The sequence below is a fragment of the Pseudarthrobacter oxydans genome (genome assembly GCF_034258515.1).
Taxonomy (GTDB): Bacteria; Actinomycetota; Actinomycetes; order Actinomycetales; family Micrococcaceae; genus Arthrobacter.
Window position 1 is genome coordinate 1,670,375 of record NZ_CP139438.1, and the last position, 19,810, is coordinate 1,690,184.

The 19,810-nt window shown below is 68.2% G+C and carries 14 protein-coding genes; 11 read left to right on the forward strand and 3 right to left on the reverse strand.

All coding sequences use genetic code 11. The features are described 5' to 3' along the window. Positions 1-117 precede the first annotated feature (117 nt). The 3 genes from pheS to SMD14_RS07635 are packed head-to-tail and all read left to right on the forward strand — an operon-like array spanning position 118 to position 4,414. On the forward strand, positions 118-1,179 hold the full coding sequence (pheS, locus tag SMD14_RS07625; RefSeq protein WP_157238564.1) for a phenylalanine--tRNA ligase subunit alpha: 1,062 nt from the start codon (positions 118-120) through the stop codon (positions 1,177-1,179). Positions 1,180-1,181: 2 nt separating this feature from the next. Beyond that, positions 1,182-3,725 carry a phenylalanine--tRNA ligase subunit beta gene (gene pheT / locus SMD14_RS07630; RefSeq protein ID WP_321215885.1) on the forward strand — a complete coding sequence of 848 codons (2,544 nt, stop codon included), beginning with the start codon at positions 1,182-1,184 and terminating at the stop codon, positions 3,723-3,725. A gap of 20 nt (positions 3,726-3,745) precedes the next feature. Next, on the forward strand, positions 3,746-4,414 hold the full coding sequence (locus SMD14_RS07635; protein WP_321215886.1) for a 4'-phosphopantetheinyl transferase superfamily protein: 669 nt from the start codon (positions 3,746-3,748) through the stop codon (positions 4,412-4,414). On the opposite strand, the gene SMD14_RS07640 is transcribed toward SMD14_RS07635, so the two are convergent. The 3 genes from SMD14_RS07640 to SMD14_RS07650 all read right to left on the reverse strand — a co-directional run bounded on the left by SMD14_RS07640 (position 4,411) and on the right by SMD14_RS07650 (position 10,909). Continuing rightward, a complete protein-coding gene (locus SMD14_RS07640) occupies positions 4,411-5,793 on the reverse strand; it encodes a M1 family metallopeptidase (RefSeq protein WP_321215887.1) in 1,383 nt (460 codons plus the stop codon). The two genes, SMD14_RS07635 and SMD14_RS07640, sit on opposite strands and share 4 nt — an antisense overlap. Positions 5,794-5,827: 34 nt before the next feature. Then, positions 5,828-9,748 carry a Pls/PosA family non-ribosomal peptide synthetase gene (locus SMD14_RS07645; protein WP_321216238.1) on the reverse strand — a complete coding sequence of 1,307 codons (3,921 nt, stop codon included), beginning with the start codon at positions 9,746-9,748 and terminating at the stop codon, positions 5,828-5,830. A gap of 195 nt (positions 9,749-9,943) precedes the next feature. After that, the gene (locus tag SMD14_RS07650) at positions 9,944-10,909 is read right to left on the reverse strand and encodes a quinone oxidoreductase (RefSeq protein WP_321215888.1); all 966 of its coding nucleotides are present in this window, start codon (positions 10,907-10,909) and stop codon (positions 9,944-9,946) included. A gap of 150 nt (positions 10,910-11,059) precedes the next feature. Between SMD14_RS07650 and argC the strand changes: the two genes are divergently transcribed. From argC to argH, 8 genes are read left to right on the forward strand one after another with little or no spacing between them, the layout of a single operon-like run. After that, positions 11,060-12,103, forward strand: a complete 1,044-nt coding sequence (gene argC, locus SMD14_RS07655) for an N-acetyl-gamma-glutamyl-phosphate reductase (RefSeq protein WP_321215889.1) — start codon at positions 11,060-11,062, stop codon at positions 12,101-12,103. Beyond that, complete coding sequence (gene argJ / locus SMD14_RS07660) at positions 12,100-13,266, forward strand: bifunctional glutamate N-acetyltransferase/amino-acid acetyltransferase ArgJ (protein WP_157238558.1); 1,167 nt, start codon at positions 12,100-12,102, stop codon at positions 13,264-13,266. Before argC ends, argJ begins: the two co-directional genes overlap by 4 nt. 39 nt (positions 13,267-13,305) lie before the next feature. Next, positions 13,306-14,265 (forward strand): acetylglutamate kinase, encoded by a 960-nt coding sequence (gene argB / locus SMD14_RS07665; protein WP_104999686.1) that lies wholly within the window; start codon positions 13,306-13,308, stop codon positions 14,263-14,265. Further along, positions 14,262-15,515: an acetylornithine transaminase gene (locus tag SMD14_RS07670; protein WP_321215890.1), complete on the forward strand. Its 1,254-nt coding sequence runs from the start codon at positions 14,262-14,264 to the stop codon at positions 15,513-15,515. The genes argB and SMD14_RS07670 overlap by 4 nt, the downstream gene beginning before the upstream one ends. Then, entirely contained in the window at positions 15,512-16,522 is a 1,011-nt protein-coding gene (gene argF / locus SMD14_RS07675) for an ornithine carbamoyltransferase (protein WP_321215891.1), read from the forward strand. Before SMD14_RS07670 ends, argF begins: the two co-directional genes overlap by 4 nt. Then, a complete protein-coding gene (locus tag SMD14_RS07680; protein ID WP_104997445.1) occupies positions 16,522-17,052 on the forward strand; it encodes an arginine repressor in 531 nt (176 codons plus the stop codon). The genes argF and SMD14_RS07680 overlap by 1 nt, the downstream gene beginning before the upstream one ends. 46 nt (positions 17,053-17,098) lie before the next feature. Continuing rightward, the gene (locus tag SMD14_RS07685) at positions 17,099-18,304 is read left to right on the forward strand and encodes an argininosuccinate synthase (RefSeq protein ID WP_009359388.1); all 1,206 of its coding nucleotides are present in this window, start codon (positions 17,099-17,101) and stop codon (positions 18,302-18,304) included. After that, positions 18,305-19,720: an argininosuccinate lyase gene (gene argH, locus SMD14_RS07690; protein WP_157238555.1), complete on the forward strand. Its 1,416-nt coding sequence runs from the start codon at positions 18,305-18,307 to the stop codon at positions 19,718-19,720. Positions 19,721-19,810 lie beyond the last annotated feature (90 nt).

Below are 19,810 nucleotides of genomic sequence, written 5' to 3' on the forward strand. Positions count from 1 at the left end.
TGAACGCCCTGCACTTGGGGCATTCATCCATGACCTGCCAGTGATGGACGCGCCGCCGGGAAACCGCGCTGGCTGTCCCGTTCACCGGCAGCCACGACTCGTAGCTAAGAACAGTAGATGACTGAAACTTTGCCGGGCGCCGCCATCCCGAACCCCACGGATGAAGCCGCCATCACTGCCGCCGTAGACCAGGCCGTTGCCGCCATCACCGGCGCGGCCACCCTTGACGAGCTGAAGGCGGTGAGGCTCGCCCACACCGGCGAGAAGTCTCCCCTCAGCCTTGCGAACCGCGAAATCGGCAAGCTGCCCAAGGACCAGAAGGCCGTGGCCGGAAAGCTGATGGGTGCCTCCCGCGGGCGGGTCAACAAGGCGCTCGCGGACCGCACGGCCGAGCTGGAAGCCGAAAACGACGCCCGTATCCTGCTGGAAGAGACGGTTGACGTCACGGCCGCCCCCCGCCGTCGTCGTGCCGGTGCCCGGCACCCCCTGTCCACCCTCCAGGACCGCGTGGCGGACATCTTCGTGGGCATGGGCTGGGAAATCGCCGAGGGTCCGGAAGTGGAATCGGAGTGGTTCAACTTCGACGCCCTGAACTTCAAGCCGGACCACCCGGCCCGCGAAATGCAGGACACCTTCTTCGTGGAGCCGCCCGAGGCCCACCTGCTGATGCGCACGCACACGTCCCCGGTGCAGGTCCGCTCCATGCTGGAACGCGAGCTGCCCATCTACGTGCTGTGCCCGGGCAAGGTGTTCCGCACGGACGAGCTGGACGCCACGCACACGCCGGTGTTCCACCAGTTCGAAGGCCTCGCCATCGACAAGAAGCTCAGCATGGCGGACCTGCGCGGCACCCTGGAGCACTTCGCCCGGCAGATGTTCGGTGACGAAGCCCAGATCCGGCTGCGGCCCAACTACTTCCCCTTCACGGAGCCCTCTGCCGAGCTGGACATCTTCCACCCCGGCGCCAAGGGCGGCCCGGCGTGGATCGAGTGGGGCGGCTGCGGCATGGTCAACCCCAACGTCCTGCGCGCCGCCGGCATCGACCCGGACGTCTATTCAGGTTTTGCCTTCGGCATGGGCATCGAGCGCACCCTCATGTTCCGCAACGAGGTGGGGGACATGCGCGACATGATCGAAGGCGATGTACGTTTCAGCGAGCACTTCGGGATGGAGATCTAACAGTGCGTATCCCAATTTCCTGGCTGCGTGAATTCGCGGAGGTACCGGCCGGAGCGACGGCCGAAGACGTGATGGCCGAACTGGTCAAGGTGGGCTTTGAGGAAGAGGACGTCCACCGTCCCACGGACACCCTCAAGGGCCCGATCGTGGTGGGCCAGGTCCTGAGCCTGGTCAAAGAACCGCAAACCAACGGCAAGACCATCAACTGGTGCCAGGTCCGCGTTGTCCCCGAGGGGCAGGAGCAGACGCTCACCGGCAAGGGCATCGACCCCTCCGGCGTGCAGGGCATCATCTGCGGCGCCCATAACTTCGTAGAGGGCGACAAAGTGGTGGTCACGTTGCCGGGCGCCGTGCTGCCGGGCGATTTCCACATCTCCGCGCGCAAGACCTACGGCCACCTTTCCGCCGGCATGATCGCCTCCGTCCGCGAACTGGGCATCGGCGAGGACCACGACGGCATCCTGGTGCTGTCCCGCATCGGACTGGACCCCGAGGTGGGCACCGACGCCATGGAACTGCTGGGCCTCTATGACGAAGCCGCGGAAATCAATGTCACCCCGGACCGCGGCTACGCCTTCTCCATCCGCGGGGTTGCCCGCGAATACGCGCACGCCACGGGGACCACCTTCACGGATCCCGCGTCCCGCGTCAACGCTCCTGCGGAGCTCTCCGGCGGGTATGGCGTCAAGCTCAACGACGACGCGCCCATCTACGGGAACGCCGGCTGCGACCGCTTCGTGGCACGGACCGTCCGCGGCGTCGACGCCACCAGGCCCACCCCGCCGTGGATGGTGTCCCGGCTCCGGCTGGCCGGCATCCGCTCCATCTCCCTGCCGGTGGACATCTCCAACTACGTGATGCTGGAACTCGGCCAGCCCACGCACTGCTACGACCTGGACAAGCTGTCCGGGGACATTGTGGTGCGCCGTGCCGCGGCCGGCGAGAAGATCACCACCCTCGATGGCAAGGTACGCACCCTCGACGCCGAGGACCTGCTGATCACCGATGACTCCGGCGCCATCGGCATCGCCGGCGTGATGGGCGGAGCCGACACCGAGGTATCCGATGACACCACGAACATCCTGGTGGAGGCGGCGCACTTCGACGAGGTATCCATCTCCCGTTCCCGCCGTCGCCACAAACTGCCGTCCGAAGCGTCCAAGCGCTTCGAGCGCGGCGTTGACTGGCAGGTGGCCGGCATCGCCGCCCAGCGGGTGGTAGACCTCCTCGTGGAACTCGCAGGCGGCACGGCAGACGAGGCGGGAACCGACGTCGGCACCGCCCCTGACTCCGTGGCGATAGAACTTCCGGCAGCCTTCGCGGCCGCACGGATCGGCATCGACTTCACCGAAGAGCAGATTGTCACCTCCTTGGAGGACCTGGGCGCGGCCGTAGAGAAGAGCGACGGCGGCTGGACCGTGACGGCCCCCAGCTGGCGCCACGACCTGGAGACCAAGGAGGACCTCTCCGAGGAGATCGCCCGGCTGGTGGGTTACGACCAGATTCCCGCGACGCTGCCTGTGGCGCCTCCCGGCCGCGGCCTGACGCGCGTGCAGCAGCAGCGCCGCCGCCTTATCCAGGCGCTGGCTGATGCCGGCCTCACCGAAGTCCTGGCCTACCCCTTCGTGTCCAAGGCGTCCAATGACACCTTCGGCGTGCCTGAAGAGGGGGCCGTCCGGACCGCGGTCAAGCTGGCCAACCCGATCAGTGAGGAGCAGGGCTTCCTGCGCACTTCCATCCTGCCCGGGCTGATTGAGGTGGCAAAGCGGAACCACTCCCGTGGATTCCGGGACCTGGCACTCTTCGAATCGGGCCTGGTGTTCCTGCCGGCAGAGGTAATGGGCACGGACTCCATCCCGCCGCTCGGTGCCAAGCCTGCCGATGAGGTGCTGGACGCGCTGTACGACGGCGTTCCCGCCCAGCCGTTCCACCTCGCCGCAGTCCTCACGGGCCATGATTCGCCCGCCGCCGCAGGCCACACGCCGCGGCCGTGGGACTGGGCGGACGCCGTGGACATCGCCCGCCTCGCCGGGGACGTCCTGGGCGTGGACATTGTGGTCAGCCAGGGTGCGCACCAGGCGTTCCACCCGGGCCGTGCCGCCCGGTTGTCCCTGCGCACCGGCGAAGTAGTGGGCTATGCAGGAGAACTGCACCCCAAGCTGCTGGCGGCTTCCGACATGCCTCCACGCTCCGTTGCACTGGAGCTCAACGCCGACGCGCTGTTCGAGGCCGCGCCTGATGTCATCGTGGCGCGGCACATCTCCACGTTCCCGGTGGCTACCCAGGACGTGGCGCTGGTGGTTCCCGCCGGGATCCCGGCTGATGACGTACTGGCCGCCCTCCGCGAGGGTGCCGGTGAACTGCTGGAGGACGTTGCGCTCTTCGACGTGTACGCCGGCAAGGGGATCGAGGAAGGCAAGAAGTCCCTGGCTTTCGGACTCCGCTTCCGTGCCGACGACCGCACCCTGACGGCGGACGAGGCATCGGCCGCACGCGAGAGCGCCGTGGCACTGGCCGCTGAGCGCTTCGGCGCAGTCCAGCGCTAGGCGGGCAGTACCCAGGTCCCATGGACGCCAGGCTGGCCCTGCGGGCAGTGGATATCACAACTGATGTCCGCTGCCCGCAGGCGCATCAGGACGGCCCGGAAGGGTTCGTCCCTGAACGTGCAGAGGAACTGCGGGCCGCGGCCCTGGAGCCGGCTGCTGCGCAGCGTTTCCTGGCCGGCAGGGCAGCGCTGCGCCGTTTTGCGGGCGACGTGCTCGATCTGCCGGCATCGCAGCTGCGGTCCTCCTACTCCTGTCCCCAATGCGGCTCCGGACCCGGACTCTCCCACGGCCGGCCGGGCTTCACGCACCGGGGCCGGCGCTTGCCCCTGTTGCTGAGCATGGCCAGGACCGGCAACTGGGTGCTGCTCGCCGCGGTTACGTCGCCGGGCAGGGGAGAACGGCTGGGGGTGGACGCCGAAAATCCGGAACGGCTCGGCTTCGAGGGGTTCGACGCCGTGGCGTTGTCCCGCTCGGAGGAGCTCACCCTCGCGGGGCTGGAAGGAAAGGCGCTCCTGCGCGAACGTGCCCGGCTCTGGAGCCGGAAGGAGGCCTGGCTCAAAATGACCGGCGAGGGGCTTCGGGTGGATCCCCGCACGGTAGCCGCGTTGGAGGAACCTGGAGTACAGGACCTGCCGTCTGCTGCTACGGGGCTGCCGGCGTCGCTGGTCGCCGCCGTCGCCTTGGGCTAACCCCGCCGGCTTCGCGGGGCAGGCAACGGCGGGAGCGCGAGCTCGAAGAGCCAGGGGTGGAGCACTGCTTCGGCGTCGATGCCCGCTACGCCGTTCGCCATCAGGATGAAGTCGGCCGTTGAGACCGAGCCGTGGCGGTGGGTCCTGGTCCATTCCTGCAACAGGGTGAAGAACGCAAGGTCCCCGCAATGCATGCGCAGTGCGTGCAGCGCCAAGGCCCCGCGCTTATAGACACGGTCGTCAAACATCAGGGCCGGTCCGGGGTCGCCGATGAGCAGGTCCTGCCCGGCGGCGGAAAGCCTGCGCCAGGCCGCGGCCGCCCTGTCCTGGGCGGTCATCACTCCGGCCGCCTCGGACCAGATCCATTCGGCGTAGCAGGCAAACCCCTCGTGCAGCCAAATGTCGTGCCACCCGCGGACTGTCAGGGAGTTTCCGAACCACTGGTGCGAGAGTTCATGGGCGATCAGGCGCTGGGCATCCCAGTCCAGGCTGAGGTGGTTGCGGCCCAGAATGGCCATGGTCTGGGCTTCCAGCGGAATTTCCAGGACATCGTCGGCCACCACAACCGTGTACTCGGAAAATGGGTAAGGACCAAAGCACCTGACGAAGGTGCGCATCATGTCGGGCTGGAGGCGCAGCCCCTGGCGGGCAGCCCCTGCCAGTGCGGGCGGGACGGCCGCGGTCTGGAGCACGCCTCCCGGAGCGTCACCCGGGTCAAGGACCAGGGATTCATACCGCCCGATCTGGACCGTGGCCAGGTAGGTGGCCATGGGCTCCTCCTGCTCGTAGGTCCAGGTCTCCCGGCTGGCCCTGGTGCTGTGCCCTACCAGTCGGCCGTTGCAGACGGCACGGTAATTGGCGTCGGTAGTTACCGTGATCCGGTAGCTTGCCTTGCTCCGCGGATGGTCGTTGCACGGAAACCAGGACGGTGCGCCGTTGGGCTGGCCAGCCACCAGCACGCCGTCGGTCAGTTCCTCCCAGCCCACCTCGCCCCACAGCCCGCGGCGCGGCGCAGGATTGCCCTCATAACGGACGTCCAGGGTGAACGTTTCGCCGACGGCGAGGCCGGCGTCGAGCTGGACCACCAGTTGTTCAGCGCGCTGCGAGAACCTCCGCACGCGCCGCCCGTTCAGCTGCACCTTAACGGCGCGAAGGCCTGCCAGGTCCAGGACGACGGCGGACGCCTGCCGGGCCGCCGTGGCGTGAATGACGGCACGGCCGCTGAGCCGGTTGGCGGCCATCCGGTAGTCGAGGTCCACTTCGTAGCGGGACACGCGGTACGAGTCGCTACCGTGGCCCGGCATGTAGGGGTCGGACAGCACTCCCGGGATGGCTGTCCCGGCGGCAGGTCCGGAGGTTGCTGGTTCAGGAAGACTCATGGACGCGGGCCTCAATCACAAACGTGGCGGGTACTTACTTCGGGCGGGGTGCAGGAACGCCGGGGCCGGCCCATGGACTGACGGGGTTGCCCATCCAGTAGGTTCCGGCCGGAACCGTTTCCCCGCGCATGACCAGGGAAGCCGGTCCCACCGTTCCGCCGTGGCCGATGCGCGCCTGCGGGAGGATGACACCGTGCGGTCCCATCGTTGCGCCGTCTTCGAGCGTAACAGGGCCGATGCTCATGATGCGGTCGTGGAACAGGTGCGTTTGCACCACGCAGCCGCGGTTGACCGTGGAGTTCGCTCCCAGGGTGACAAGGTCGGCTTCCGGCAGCCAGTAGCTCTCGCACCATGTTCCGGGGCCGATCCTGGCGCCCAGTCCCCGCAACCACCACACAAGGGCCGGCGTGCCGGTGGCGGCCCGGGCGAACCACGGCGCGCTGACCATTTCTATGAACGTATCCACCACTTCGTTCCGCCAGATGAACGAGCTCCACAGCGGGTGTTCCCCGGCCCTGATACGGCCGATGAGCAGCCATTTGGCAACCACGGCACTGGCCGCGGCCACGGCACCGGCCAGCAGCATCACTATGCCTCCCAGCAGGGCCGCCGCGGCGTAGTTGAAGGATGCGGCGAGCCAGTCCAGGGCCAGCAGCACGCCCGCGGCAAGGCCCACAGTGAGCGCCACGGGAACGAACCGGCAGGCCTCCCACAACGCACGTGCCAGCTTCAGCCTGGGAGGCGGCCGGTAGGTGAGCGAACTGTCCGAGGCGATGGCCGTGCGCCGCAGCCGGACAGGAGGGCTGCCCAGCCAGGAGGTTCCGGACTTGGCCTTGGACGGCGTCGCGGACAGCACGGCCACCAGCGAGTTCTTGGGAACATTACGGCCGGCTCCCGTCATGCCCGAGTTGCCCAGGAAGGAGCGCTTGCCGATCTTGGCCGGGGCGATCCGCAACCAGCCGCCGCCAAGCTCGTAGGAGGCCACCATCGTGTCATCCGCCAGGAACGCGCCCTCTCCCACGGTGGTCATCTTGGGAACCAGCAGCACGGTGGAGGCCTCGACGTTCTTGCCGACTTTTGCTCCCAGCAGGCGAAGCCAGACGGGCGTGAAGAGGCTGGCGTAGACGGGAAACAGGAGGTCCCGGGCCAGGTCCAGCACACGCTCGGTAGCCCAGATCTGCCAGCCGATCCGGCTCCGCACGCGGTAGTAGCCTTCACGCAGGCCCAGGCCGAGCAGTCGGGTGGTTCCCAGGACCAGCAGCAGGTTGGCGGTGAACCAGGCCAGGGCGGCAAGGGGCAGGGAGCCCAGCAGGGGAAGCCAGGCCTCGGACAGGGAGCTGTGGCCCCTGATGAACAGGAAGGCCACCAGGCAGGCAGCGCCTGCGGAAAGGTAGGGGATCATGGCCAGCAGTGCGCTGGCGGCCGCGAAGGCGGTAAACCAGAGCCGGGCAAGCATGGCGCCGGTGTCCGGCTGGGCCGGCCAGTTCTGTTTCGCCTTGCCCCGGCGTTCTGCCGGCGAGCCGGCCACAACCTGGCCCGCCTTGACCTTGCCCAGGACCGCCGAACCGGGCTCCACCTGGCCGCCGGCGCCGATGCTGGCGCCGGGCATCAGGGTGCTCCGGGCCCCCACGGTGGCGCCTGCGCCGATCCGGATGGCTCCGATGTGCACGCTGTCACCGTCGATCCACCATCCCGAAAGGTCGACTTCGGGCTCCACGTTGGCTCCGGTGCCCAGCGACAGGAGCCCGGTCACCGGCGGCAGCGAGTGCAGGTTAACGTTGCTCCCGATCTTCGCGCCGAGGGCGCGGGCGTAGTACGGCACCCAGGGTGCGCTCGCCAGGCTGACCGCTCCCGCAAGGTCCTGGATCTGCTCAGCCAGCCAGAGCCGGAGATGGACTTTCCCCGATCTGGGATAGGTGCCCGGCTTGACGTTCCGGAGCAGGATCCGGGCTGCTGCGACGGAGAGGAGCATGCGACCGGCAGGGCTGACGAACACCAGCCAGGACGCACCCACCCACCACCAGGACACCGTGGCTGCGGCGGTGAAGCCGGCCAGTCCTGCCAGCAGGTTATTGGCCGCCATCAGGTAGGTCAGCCACCGCATGCCCACGAGGATGTGCAGCGGGACGCCCATCAACGTCTGGAAAACCTGCGACTTCCGGGCCGTGGGCCGGACAGTTCGGACCTCGGCAGGGCCGGCGGGAGTGCCGTCCGGCAGTGACTGCCGGGCCACATCGATCAGGGCCCCGACGCGCGGCGTCGCGTAGATGTCTGCCACTGTGATGGTGGGGTAGCGGACGCGCAGCGCAGAGACGAGCTGCGCGGCGGCAAGGGACCCGCCCCCGGCCGCAAAGAAATCCGCGTCGAGGCTGGTTGCGTTACTGCCAAGGACCGCGCCCCACTGCTCGACGATCCACTGGGCGTCATCGGGAAGGTTCAGCGGGGCCTGGCCTGCTTCGTCGGCTCCGCTGCCGGTGAGCGGCCAGGGCAGGGCATGGCGGTCCACCTTGCCGCTGGTCTTGGTAGGCAGGGAGTCGACGACGGCCAGCAGCGGAATCAGCGCAGCCGGAAGGCTGTCAGCGAGGAGCTTGCGGGCGGCGGCCAGGTCGGGCCCAGGAGGTCCCGCCGGCGCAAGGTACCCCACCAGGATCTGGTTCCCCGCCGCCGTCGTCCGGACGGCGGCAGCAGCGCCCGCGATGCCCGGCAGGGCCTGCAGGGCTGCGTCGACTTCGCCGAGTTCGATCCTGCGGCCACCCAGCTTGACCTGCTCATCGGCACGGCCCATGAAGATGAGGCCCTCGGCTTCGTAGCGGACGAGGTCCCCCGAGCGGTAGGCGCGGTCCCAGCCGAGCGTGGGAAACGACGCGTACTTGTCGGCATCCTTGGCCGCGTCAAGGTAGCGGGCAAGCCCTACGCCGCCGATGATGAGTTCGCCAACGCCTCCCTCGGGAACGGGAATCCCGCCCTCGTCCACCACAGCCAGGTCCCAGCCATCCAGCGGACGGCCGATCCGCACCGGACCCGGCCCGCCCAGCGGTGCAGCGCAGGCCACCACGGTGGCCTCGGTGGGGCCATACGTGTTCCACACTTCCCTGCCGTCAACGGCCAGCCGCTCCGCCAGTTCCGGCGGGCATGCCTCCCCGCCGAAGATCAGCAACCGGACGTTCTCGAGCGCTTCGGCGGGCCAGAGGGCTGCCAAGGTGGGGACCGTGGACACAACGGTGATCCCGTGGCTGATGAGCCAGGGGCCCAGGTCCATCCCTGTTCGCACCAGGGCGCGGGGGGCGGGGACCAGGCAGGCACCGTGCCGCCAGGCAAGCCACATTTCCTCGCAGGACGCGTCGAACGCCACCGACAGCCCCGCCAGCACCCGGTCTGCCGTTCCGATCGGCTCCGCCGTGAGGAAGAGCCGGGCTTCGGCGTCAACGAAGGCGGCAGCAGAACGGTGCCGTACGGCAACGCCCTTCGGCGTTCCGGTTGAGCCGGACGTGAAGATCACCCAGGCGTCGTCGTCCACATCCGCGGTCCGGGCGGCGGGGTGGGGCGTGGGCCTGCTGCCGTTGAGGGTGATGCCCTTTTCCGTGACCACGGCGGCTACCCCGGCTTCAGCGAAGACGAGCCTGGCGCGCTCTTCGGGATCGTCCGCGTCGACGGGGACGTAGGCGGCGCCGATGAGCAGGATGGCAAGGATGGAAACGTACAACCTGTTGGTGCCGGAGGGGATCCGCACGCCGATCCTGTCGCCTGCGCCCAGTCCGGCGTGGTGCATCGCCCGCCCGGCGGAGCGTACTTCCGCCAGCAGCTGGGCGTAGCTCAGGGACCTGCGGCCGTCGTCGAGGGCTGAGGCATCGGGAAACCGTTCCGCGGTCTCCAGCAGGATGTCCACCAGCGTCCGTGCCGGGGGAGCGGCAGCGGCGCCGGCCAGCTGCGGCTGGTGGCGGGCCTGCTCCCGGATCTTGTCAGGGGCCCGTTCCGGGGCTGGGTCCGCGGCATAGCCGTCGGCTGCCCGGCTGCCGCTCTGTTGCTCGGTCACCTGTGCAGTGTGCCGGGGCAAGATGAACGGGAAGTGTCCTGGTCTGCCTGCCGTCCACCCGGTGTTCGACATGTGTTCATGGTGCTTCCTTAATGTGCGCCCCCGACAAGTGACGACCTACGGAACCAGGACCACCTTGCCGGTGGTGCGGCGCCCTTCAAGGTCGCGGTGCGCCTGGGCGGCCTCGGCCAGGGGATAGGTTCCGCCCACCCTCACTTTCAGGCTGCCGTCGGCGGCGGCGGCGAAGATTTCGTCCGAGCGCCAGCGCCGTTCCGCCGCGTCCAGGAGGTGGTGCGCGATCGTGGGCCGGGTCAGGAAGAGCGAGCCGCCGGCGTTGAGCCGTTGCGGATCCACCGGGGGAACGGGACCCGAGGCGGCGCCGAAAAGCACCAGCGTCCCCCTGATGCGCAGGGCGGCCAGCGAGCCGTCGAAGGTGTCCTTTCCCACGCCGTCGTACACGACGTCGGCGCCCCTGCCGCCGGTGAGGTCCCTGACGGCGTCGGTAAATCCGCTGTAGCGCAGCACATGGTCCGCGCCGGCGTCGAGGGCGAGCCGCTCCTTTTCATCCGTGGACACCGTGGTGACCACGGTGGCGCCCTTGGCTTTGAGCAGCTGGATCATCAGCAGGCCAACACCGCCCGCGCCAGCGTGGAGCAGTACAGTGTGCCCCGGTTCCACCTTGAAGGTGGAGTTGATCAGGAAGTGGGCGGTCATTCCCTGCAGCGGGAGGGCGGCGGCGGTGAGGTCGTCGAGTCCCTCGGGCACTGGCAGGGCCTTGTCTGCATCCACCACGGCGTAGCCGGCGTAGCAGCTGGTGCCCTCGGCGGTGGCCACGCGGTCTCCTTCGGCGAATCCCGTCACTCCTTCGCCCAGTCCGGCAACCGTGCCCGCTGCTTCGGAACCCGGCGTGAAGGGGTACGGGACCTTGTACGCGCCGCTGCGCTTGTAGGTGTCGATGAAATTCACTCCCACCGCACCCACTTTGAGCAGCAACTGGCCAGGGCCGGGGACCGGCCGGTCCACCTCCGCGTATTCGAGGACTTCCGGGCCGCCTGCCTGCCGTGCGACGATTGCATGCGTCATGGCTCTCCTTCCCCGGGCCTGGCCTTTCCAGCCCCGGCTGCACGATCCATCCTAGGGAAACCGAAGGGAAACCCGGTGCCGAGGCAAACATCCAGGATCTGATGCATAAATATCGGGACCAGTGCATATTCTTGCTGTAAGGTGGAGTCCATGACTATTTCTGTTGCAGTGTCAGGCGCCAGCGGTTATGCCGGTGGAGAAGTCCTGCGCCTCCTCGCCGGACACCCGGATGTCACCATTGGGGCCATCACGGCCCACAGCAATGCCGGCTCCCGGCTCGGCGAGCTGCAGCCCCACCTGCACGGACTTGCCAGCCGAATCCTCGAGGACACCACCGTGGAGAACCTCGCCGGCCACGACGTCGTATTCCTTGCCCTGCCGCACGGTGCGTCCGCGGAGATCGCGGCGCAGCTCCCGGAAGGGACAATCGTCATCGACGCCGGGGCGGACCACCGCCTCGAGGACCCCGCGGCCTGGGAGAAGTTTTATGGCTCTGCCCACGCGGGCACCTGGCCGTACGGCCTGCCGGAACTTCCCGGCCAGCGCGAGGCCCTGAAGGGCGCAACCCGCATCGCCGTGCCCGGCTGCTACCCGACGTCGGCCCTGCTGGCCTTGACGCCAGGGTTCGCCGCGCATCTCCTGGAGCCCGACGACGTCGTGATCGTTTCCGCGTCCGGTACCTCCGGTGCGGGGAAGGCAGCGAAAGTGAACCTGATCGGTGCCGAAGTGATGGGCTCCATGAGCCCCTACGGCGTGGGCGGCGGCCACCGGCACACCCCCGAAATTGAACAGGGCCTGTCCACTGCGGCGGGGGAGCAGGTCACCGTCTCCTTCACGCCCACCCTGGCTCCGATGAGCCGCGGGATCCTCACCACGGCGACGGCGAGGGTAAAGCCGCAGGCACTACGCAGTACCACGCCGGAACAGTTGCGCCAGGCCTGGATCGACGCGTACGACGACGAACCTTTTGTGCACGTCCTGCCGGAGGGCCAGTGGCCCGGCACCAAGTCAGTGCAGGGGTCCAACCACGCGGCCATGCAGCTGGCTTTCGACGCCCGCGCCGGGCGGGTGATCGTTACCTGCGTTATCGACAACCTCACCAAAGGAACGGCCGGCGGCGCCGTCCAGTCCATGAACATCGCGCTTGGCCTGCCGGAAACCGCCGGCCTCGACCTGCAGGGAGTAGCTCCATGACCATTACCGCACCTTCCGGATTCCGGGCTGCCGGCATCACCGCAGGACTTAAGGCTTCCGGCAAGCCGGACCTTGCCCTTGTGGTCAACGACGGCCCCGCCAAGGCCGCCGCCGCGGTCTTCACCAGCAACCGGGTGGCTGCGGCCCCGGTCCACTGGTCCCGCCAGGTGGTTTCCGACGGCCGGGTGGACGCAGTCATCCTCAACTCCGGCGGCGCCAACGCCTGCACCGGGCCCACCGGCTTCCAGAACACCCACAGCACAGCCGAAAAGGTGGCTGAGGTGCTGGGTATCTCGGCCACGGATGTGTTTGTATGCTCCACCGGCCTGATCGGCGAGCAGCTGCCCATGGACAAGATCCTTCCCGGCGTGGAGGCAGCAGCTGCGGCCTTGAACGACGATGGCGGGCCCGAGGCGGGCGTGGCCATCATGACCACCGACTCGGTGCCGAAATCTGCACTGTTCATCGGAAGCGACGCCGACGGCCAGGAATTCAGCATTGGCGGTATTGCCAAGGGCGCCGGCATGCTCGCTCCCGGCCTGGCCACCATGCTGGTGGTGCTCACCACGGACGCGGCGGTGGATGCGGACATGCTCGACGTCGTCCTTCGCGATGCCACACGCGTCACCTTCGACCGGGCAGACTCGGACGGCTGCATGTCCACCAACGACACCGTGGTCCTGCTGGCCTCCGGCGCCTCCGGTGCTGTCCCTTCCGCCGAAGCGTTCAGCGAAGGCCTGATCAAGGTCTGCGCCGAACTGGCCCGGAAGCTCATCGCGGACGCCGAAGGCGCCAGCCACGACATCGCCATCCGGACCTTCAACGCCGCCAGCGAGGCCGACGCCGTAACCGTGAGCCGGTCCGTGGCCCGCTCCAACCTCTTCAAGGCCGCCATCTTCGGCAAGGACCCCAACTGGGGCCGGGTACTCTCTGCGGTCGGCACCACGGACGCCGCATTCGAGCCTGACCAGCTCAACGTGGCCATGAACGGCGTCCAGATCTGCCGGAACGGCAGCATCGGTGACGACCGGAGCCTCGTGAACCTGGAACCACGCGAAGTGCGGGTGGACATTGACCTGCAGGCCGGCGACGCCGAGGCCACCATCTGGACCAACGACCTCACCCACGACTACGTGCACGAGAACAGCGCCTACTCCAGCTAGGGCCTGTCCCCGGCAGAAACCGTTGTGGAAAGTGACAGCATGAACACCCAGACGCGTGAAACCACCAGCATGTCCGACGCCCAGGACAAGGCAGCAACCCTGATCGAGGCCCTGCCCTGGATCCAGCGCTTCGCCGGCACCACCATGGTGATCAAGTACGGCGGCAACGCCATGGTCAACGATGATCTCCGCCGCGCCTTCGCCGAGGACATCGTCTTTCTCCACCACGTGGGCATCCACCCCGTGGTGGTCCACGGCGGCGGTCCGCAGATCAACTCGATGCTGGGCAGGCTCGGCATCGAGTCTGAGTTCAAGGGCGGCCTCCGGGTCACGACGCCCGAGGCCATGGACGTTGTCCGCATGGTCCTCACCGGCCAGGTGGGGCGTGAGCTGGTGGGACTGATCAACTCGCACGGCCCCTACGCGGTGGGCATGTCCGGAGAAGACGGCGGGCTGCTGCGCGCCGTCCGGACGGGCACTGTGGTGGACGGCGAAGAAGTGGACCTCGGGCTGGTAGGCGAGGTGGTCGGCGTCGACCCCGCAGGCATCGAGGACATCCTCGGCGCCGGCCGCATTCCGGTGATCTCCACAGTTGCCCCGGAGATCGTGGACGGCGGAGAAGGCGTGGCCGGCACCGCCCGCTTCCAGCCCACCGGCCAGGTCCTCAACGTCAACGCGGACACCGCCGCGGCGGCCGTCGCCTCGGCGCTGGGCGCCTCCAAGCTGGTGATCCTGACCGACGTCGAAGGGCTGTACGCCAACTGGCCGGACAAGTCCTCCCTCATTTCCTCCCTCACGGCCTCGGAGCTGCGGGACATGCTTCCGCGGCTCGAATCAGGCATGATCCCGAAGATGGCGGCCTGCCTGAAGGCCATTGACGAGGGTGTGGAACGCGCGCACATCGTGGACGGGCGCCTGCCCCATTCCATGCTTCTTGAAACATTCACGACGGCGGGCATTGGCACCCAGGTAGTCCCGGACGAGGAGATCAACGCATGAACTCGGTGGAAAAGCCATCCGTGACAGAACTCGTGGAGACCACGGGCCACGCCGGAGCCGAGTGGCTGGAACGCTACTCCACCTCCCTGATGGGCGTGTTCGGCACCCCGCAGCGTGTGCTGGTGCGCGGCGCCGGCTGCCTGGTCTGGGATGCCGACGGCAAGGAATACCTCGACCTCCTTGGCGGGATTGCGGTCAACGCCCTGGGCCACGCGAACCCGTTCGTCACGTCCGTGATCTCCAGCCAGCTGGCCACGCTCGGGCATGTCTCCAACTTCTTCACCAGCCCCACGCAGATCGCCCTGGCCGAAAAACTCCTGGCCCTCACCCAGGCGCCGGCCGGCTCCAAGGTGTTCTTCACCAACTCCGGCACGGAGGCGAACGAGGCGGCCTTCAAGCTGGCGCGCCGCAATACGGGTGGCAGCGGCGCCAAGCGGACCAAGATCATCGCCCTCGAAGGCGCCTTCCACGGCCGGACCATGGGCGCGCTTGCCCTGACCGCCAAGGAGGCCTACCGCGAGCCGTTCGAGCCGCTGCCCGGCGGCGTGGTGCACATCCCGTTCGGGAACGCCGAGGCGCTCAAGGCCGCCGTGGATGAAACCGTGGCCGCCGTCTTCCTGGAGCCCATCCAGGGCGAGGCGGGCGTCCGGCCCCTGCCGCCCGGGTACCTTCGGGCCGCGCGGGAGCTGACTGCCAGGGTAGGGACACTGCTGATCCTGGACGAGGTGCAGACCGGCATTGGCCGCACCGGCAAGTGGCTTGCCAGCGAGGACGCCGGCATCATGCCCGACGCCATCACCCTGGCCAAGGGGCTGGGCGGGGGCTTCCCGATCGGTGCGCTGGTCACCTTCGGCAGCCATACGTCGTCGTTGCTGTCCGCCGGCCAGCACGGCACCACGTTCGGCGGCAACCCGGTGGCCACGGCAGCTGCCCTCGCCACGCTCCACGCGATCGAAAGCCAGGATATTCTGGCGAACGTGGCTTCGGTAGGGGAGCACCTGCGTTCGGGGCTGGCGGCCATCCCGGGCGTCACCGAAGTCCGGGGCGAAGGCCTGCTGATCGGCTTCGACCTCGACGCGGACGTGGCCCCGGCCGTGGTGCAGGCCGGCCTGGACGCCGGCTTCATCGTCAACAGCCCGGGTCCGCGGACCATCCGCCTTGCGCCGCCGCTGGTCCTCACGGCAGCGCAGGCAGACACTTTCCTGGCCGCCTTCCCGGCCATCCTCCAAGCAGCTAAGGACGCCCAGTGACACCAGCCACCGGCACCACCCGGCACTTCCTCAAGGACACGGACCTCAGCCCTGCCGAGCAGGCAGAGGTCCTGGACCTCGCCATGCGCATGAAGGCCGCCCCGTACAGCGTCCAGCCGTTCGCTGCCGAGGGCAGCGGCCGCAAGACCGTCGCCGTGATCTTCGACAAGACCTCCACCCGGACCCGGGTGTCGTTCGCCACCGGCATCGCGGACATGGGCGGCAACGCGCTGATCATCAACCCGGGCGAGGCGCAGATCGGCCACAAGGAATCGGTGGAGGACACCGCCAAGGTCCTGGAACGCATGGTGTCCACCATTGTGTGGCGGACCGGCGCCCACGCCGGCCTGGTGGCCATGGCCGAAAACTCCAGGGTGCCGGTCATCAACGCCCTGTGCGATGACTACCACCCGTGCCAGCTGCTCGCGGACCTGCTGGCCGTGAAGGAGCACAAGGGCGAACTCAAGGGGCTCACCATGAGCTACCTCGGGGATGCCGCCAACAACATGGCGAACTCCTACCTGCTGGCCGGGGTGACGGCCGGGATGCATGTCCGGATTGCCGGGCCCGAGGGCTACCTCCCCGCGGCGGACATCGTGGCAGCCGCGGAGGAACGCGCCGCGGAGACCGGCGGTTCGGTGCTGGTCACGACTGACGCGGCGGAGGCCTTGAAAGGGGCCGACGTCGTGGCAACGGACACGTGGGTGTCCATGGGCCAGGAAGCCGAAAAGGAAGCCCGGCTCCAGCTGTTCCGGGAGTACTCCGTCGATGAGGCGGCCATGGCACGTGCTGCGGAAGACGCCGTCGTGCTTCACTGCCTCCCCGCGTACCGCGGTTACGAAATCTCTGCCGGCGTCATCGACGGGCCCCAGTCCATCGTCTGGGACGAGGCCGAAAACAGGCTGCACGCCCAGAAGGCCCTGATGGCGTGGCTGATGCACCGCTCCGGCCTGGCGTTCGTGGACGGCCTCGCTCCGGTTGAAGGCACCGGGGAGAGCACGTTCTAGTGTCTGCCCAACCGGCGTCGCCGGGCTCCAGCCCGGCCACTAAGACGGCCCGCCAGGCCCGGATCGCGGCCATCCTGACGGGTGAATCGGTGCGCTCCCAGGCGGAGCTGGCAGCCCTGCTGGCGGACGACGGCGTGCAGGTCACCCAGGCGACGCTGTCGCGGGACCTGGTGGAACTCGGCGCGGTCCGGGTGCGCGGCAAGGAGGGCGTGCTGGTGTATGCGGTCCCCGGCGAGGGCGGCGAGCGGGCCGCAAAAAGCGGGGTGAGCCAGGAGATCCTGGACGCCCGGCTGGCCCGGCTCTGCAGCGAACTGCTGGTCACCGCGGAGGCCTCAGCCAACATCGCCGTGCTCCGTACTCCGCCGGGCGCCGCCAACTTCCTGGCCCTGGCCATCGACCACTCGGTGATGCCGTCCATCCTGGGGACCATCGCCGGGGATGACACCGTGCTGCTGGTTTCCCGGGATCCGCAGGGCGGCCAGGACCTCGCCGCCAGGTTCCTGCAACTGGCTGAAGAAGCCGGGCAATAAGCTTGAAGACAACATCTACAACCCCCCAATCCCAAGGAGCATCCAAGTGACTGAACGCATCGTGCTGGCCTACTCAGGCGGCCTGGACACCTCAGTAGCCATCGGCTGGATCGGCGAAGCCACCGGCGCCGAGGTCATCGCCGTGGCGGTCGACGTCGGACAGGGCGGCGAGTCCCTGGAGACCATCCGCCAGCGTGCCCTCGGCTGCGGCGCCGTCGAAGCCTACGTGGCCGACGCCTCTGACGAGTTCGCCAACGAGTACTGCGTCCCCACGCTGAAGGCCAACGCCCTCTACCAGGGCCACTACCCCCTGGTTTCCGCCATCTCCCGCCCGGTGATCGTCAAGCACCTGGTCAAGGCGGCCCGTGAATTCGGCGCCACCACCGTTGCCCACGGCTGCACCGGCAAGGGCAACGACCAGGTCCGCTTCGAAGTGGGCATCCAGACCCTCGGCCCGGACCTGAAGTGCATCGCCCCGGTCCGCGACCTCGCCCTAACCCGCGACAAGGCCATCGCATTCGCCGAGGAAAAGGGCCTGCCCATCGAGACCACCAAGAAGAACCCGTACTCGATCGACCAGAACGTCTGGGGCCGCGCCGTCGAAACCGGCTACCTCGAGGACATCTGGAACGCCCCCACCAAGGACATCTACGACTACACCGCCACCCCGGAATTCCCGCCGGCACCGGATGAAGTCACCATCTCCTTCGAAGCCGGCGTGCCGGTGGCGATCGACGGCGTCAAGGTCACCCCGCTGCAGGCCATCAAGGAACTCAACCGCCGCGCCGGCGCCCAGGGCGTGGGCCGGATCGACGTCGTCGAAGACCGCCTGGTGGGCATCAAGTCCCGTGAAATCTACGAGGCCCCGGGCGCCATGGCGCTGATCACCGCGCACAAGCACCTCGAGGACATCACCATCGAGCGCGAGCAGGCCCGCTTCAAGGCCACCGTTGGCCAGCGCTGGGCCGAACTTGTCTACGACGGCCAGTGGTTCTCCCCGCTGAAGCGCTCCCTGGACGCCTTCATCGAGGACACCCAGAAGTACGTCTCCGGCGACATCCGGATGACCCTGCACGGCGGCCAGGCCATCGTCAACGGCCGCCGCTCCGACACCTCGCTTTACGACTTCAACCTCGCCACCTACGACACCGGCGACACCTTCGACCAGTCCATGGCACGCGGCTTCATCGAGCTGTGGGGCATGTCCGCCAAGGTTGCCTCCGGCCGCGACATCCGGGTCGCGGGAAAGTAAATGGTCTCGGCAACAAATGAAGGCGCTCTGTGGGGCGGCCGGTTCGCCGGCGGCCCCGCGGACGCCCTGGCAGCACTGAGCAAGTCCACGCATTTCGACTGGCGGCTGGCCCGCTACGACATCGCCGGGTCCAAGGCGCACGCCCGCGTCCTGCACAAGGCCGGGCTGCTGGATGCTGCCGAACTGGACGGCATGCTGGCTGCCCTGTCGCAGCTGGATGAGGACATTGCGTCCGGCGCCTACCTGCCCGCGGAGTCCGACGAGGACGTGCACGGCTCGCTGGAGCGCGGACTCATTGAGCGTGCCGGGACCCAGCTGGGCGGCAAGCTCCGCGCCGGCCGCTCGCGCAATGACCAGGTGGCCACGCTGGGCCGCATGTTCCTGCGTGACCACGCCAGGATCATCGCACGGGGCGTGCTGGCCACAGTGGACGCGCTGGTGGAACAGGCCAAGGCCCACCATGGTGTGGCCATGCCGGGCCGCACCCACCTGCAGCACGCCCAGCCGGTGCTGCTCAGCCACCACCTGCTGGCCCATGCCTGGGCGCTGCTGCGCGATGTGCAGCGGCTCCAGGACTGGGACAAGCGCGCCGGCGTTTCGCCCTACGGGTCGGGTGCCCTGGCGGGTTCCTCGCTAGGCCTGGACCCGGAGGCCGTGGCGGCGGACCTGGGCTTCTTCTCCGCCACGCACAACTCGATCGACGGCACCGCGTCCCGCGACGTCTTCGCCGAGTTTGCCTGGGTGTGCTCGATGATCGGCGTGGACCTGTCCAGGATTTCGGAGGAGGTCATCTTCTGGGCCACGAAGGAGTTCTCCTTTGTGACCCTGCACGATTCCTACTCCACCGGTTCCTCGATCATGCCCCAGAAGAAGAACCCGGATGTGGCGGAGCTGGCCCGCGGCAAGGCCGGCCGGCTGATCGGCAACCTCACCGGGCTGCTGGCCACGCTCAAGGGCCTGCCGCTGGCGTACAACCGCGACCTGCAGGAGGACAAGGAACCGGTGTTCGACGCCGCCGACACCCTGGAGCTGCTGCTCCCGGCCGTCTCCGGCATGATCGCGACGCTGAAGTTCAACACCGAACGGATGGAGTCCCTGGCACCCCAGGGCTTCGCGCTGGCCACGGACATCGCCGAATGGCTGGTCCGCCAAGGCGTGCCGTTCCGCGAGGCGCATGAACTCTCGGGCGCGGCCGTCAAGCAGGCGGAATCCCGCGGCGTGGAGCTGTGGGACCTGACGGACGAAGAGTACGCGGCCATCTCGGAGCACCTGACGCCGGAGGTCCGCACGGTCCTGTCCACGGAAGGTTCCCTGAACAGCCGCAACTCGCAGGGCGGAACGGCGCCGGCCGCCGTCGAACGCCAGCTCGCTGCGCTGGAAGCCGAACTTGCCGGCGTCCGGGAGTACGCCGGCTAGAACGCTCTCTCACTTAACGCGCCGTTTCTGCCAAGGCTCTCTCACTTTCCCTAAGAAAGTGAGAGAGCCTTGGCGATTTTCAAGCATCAA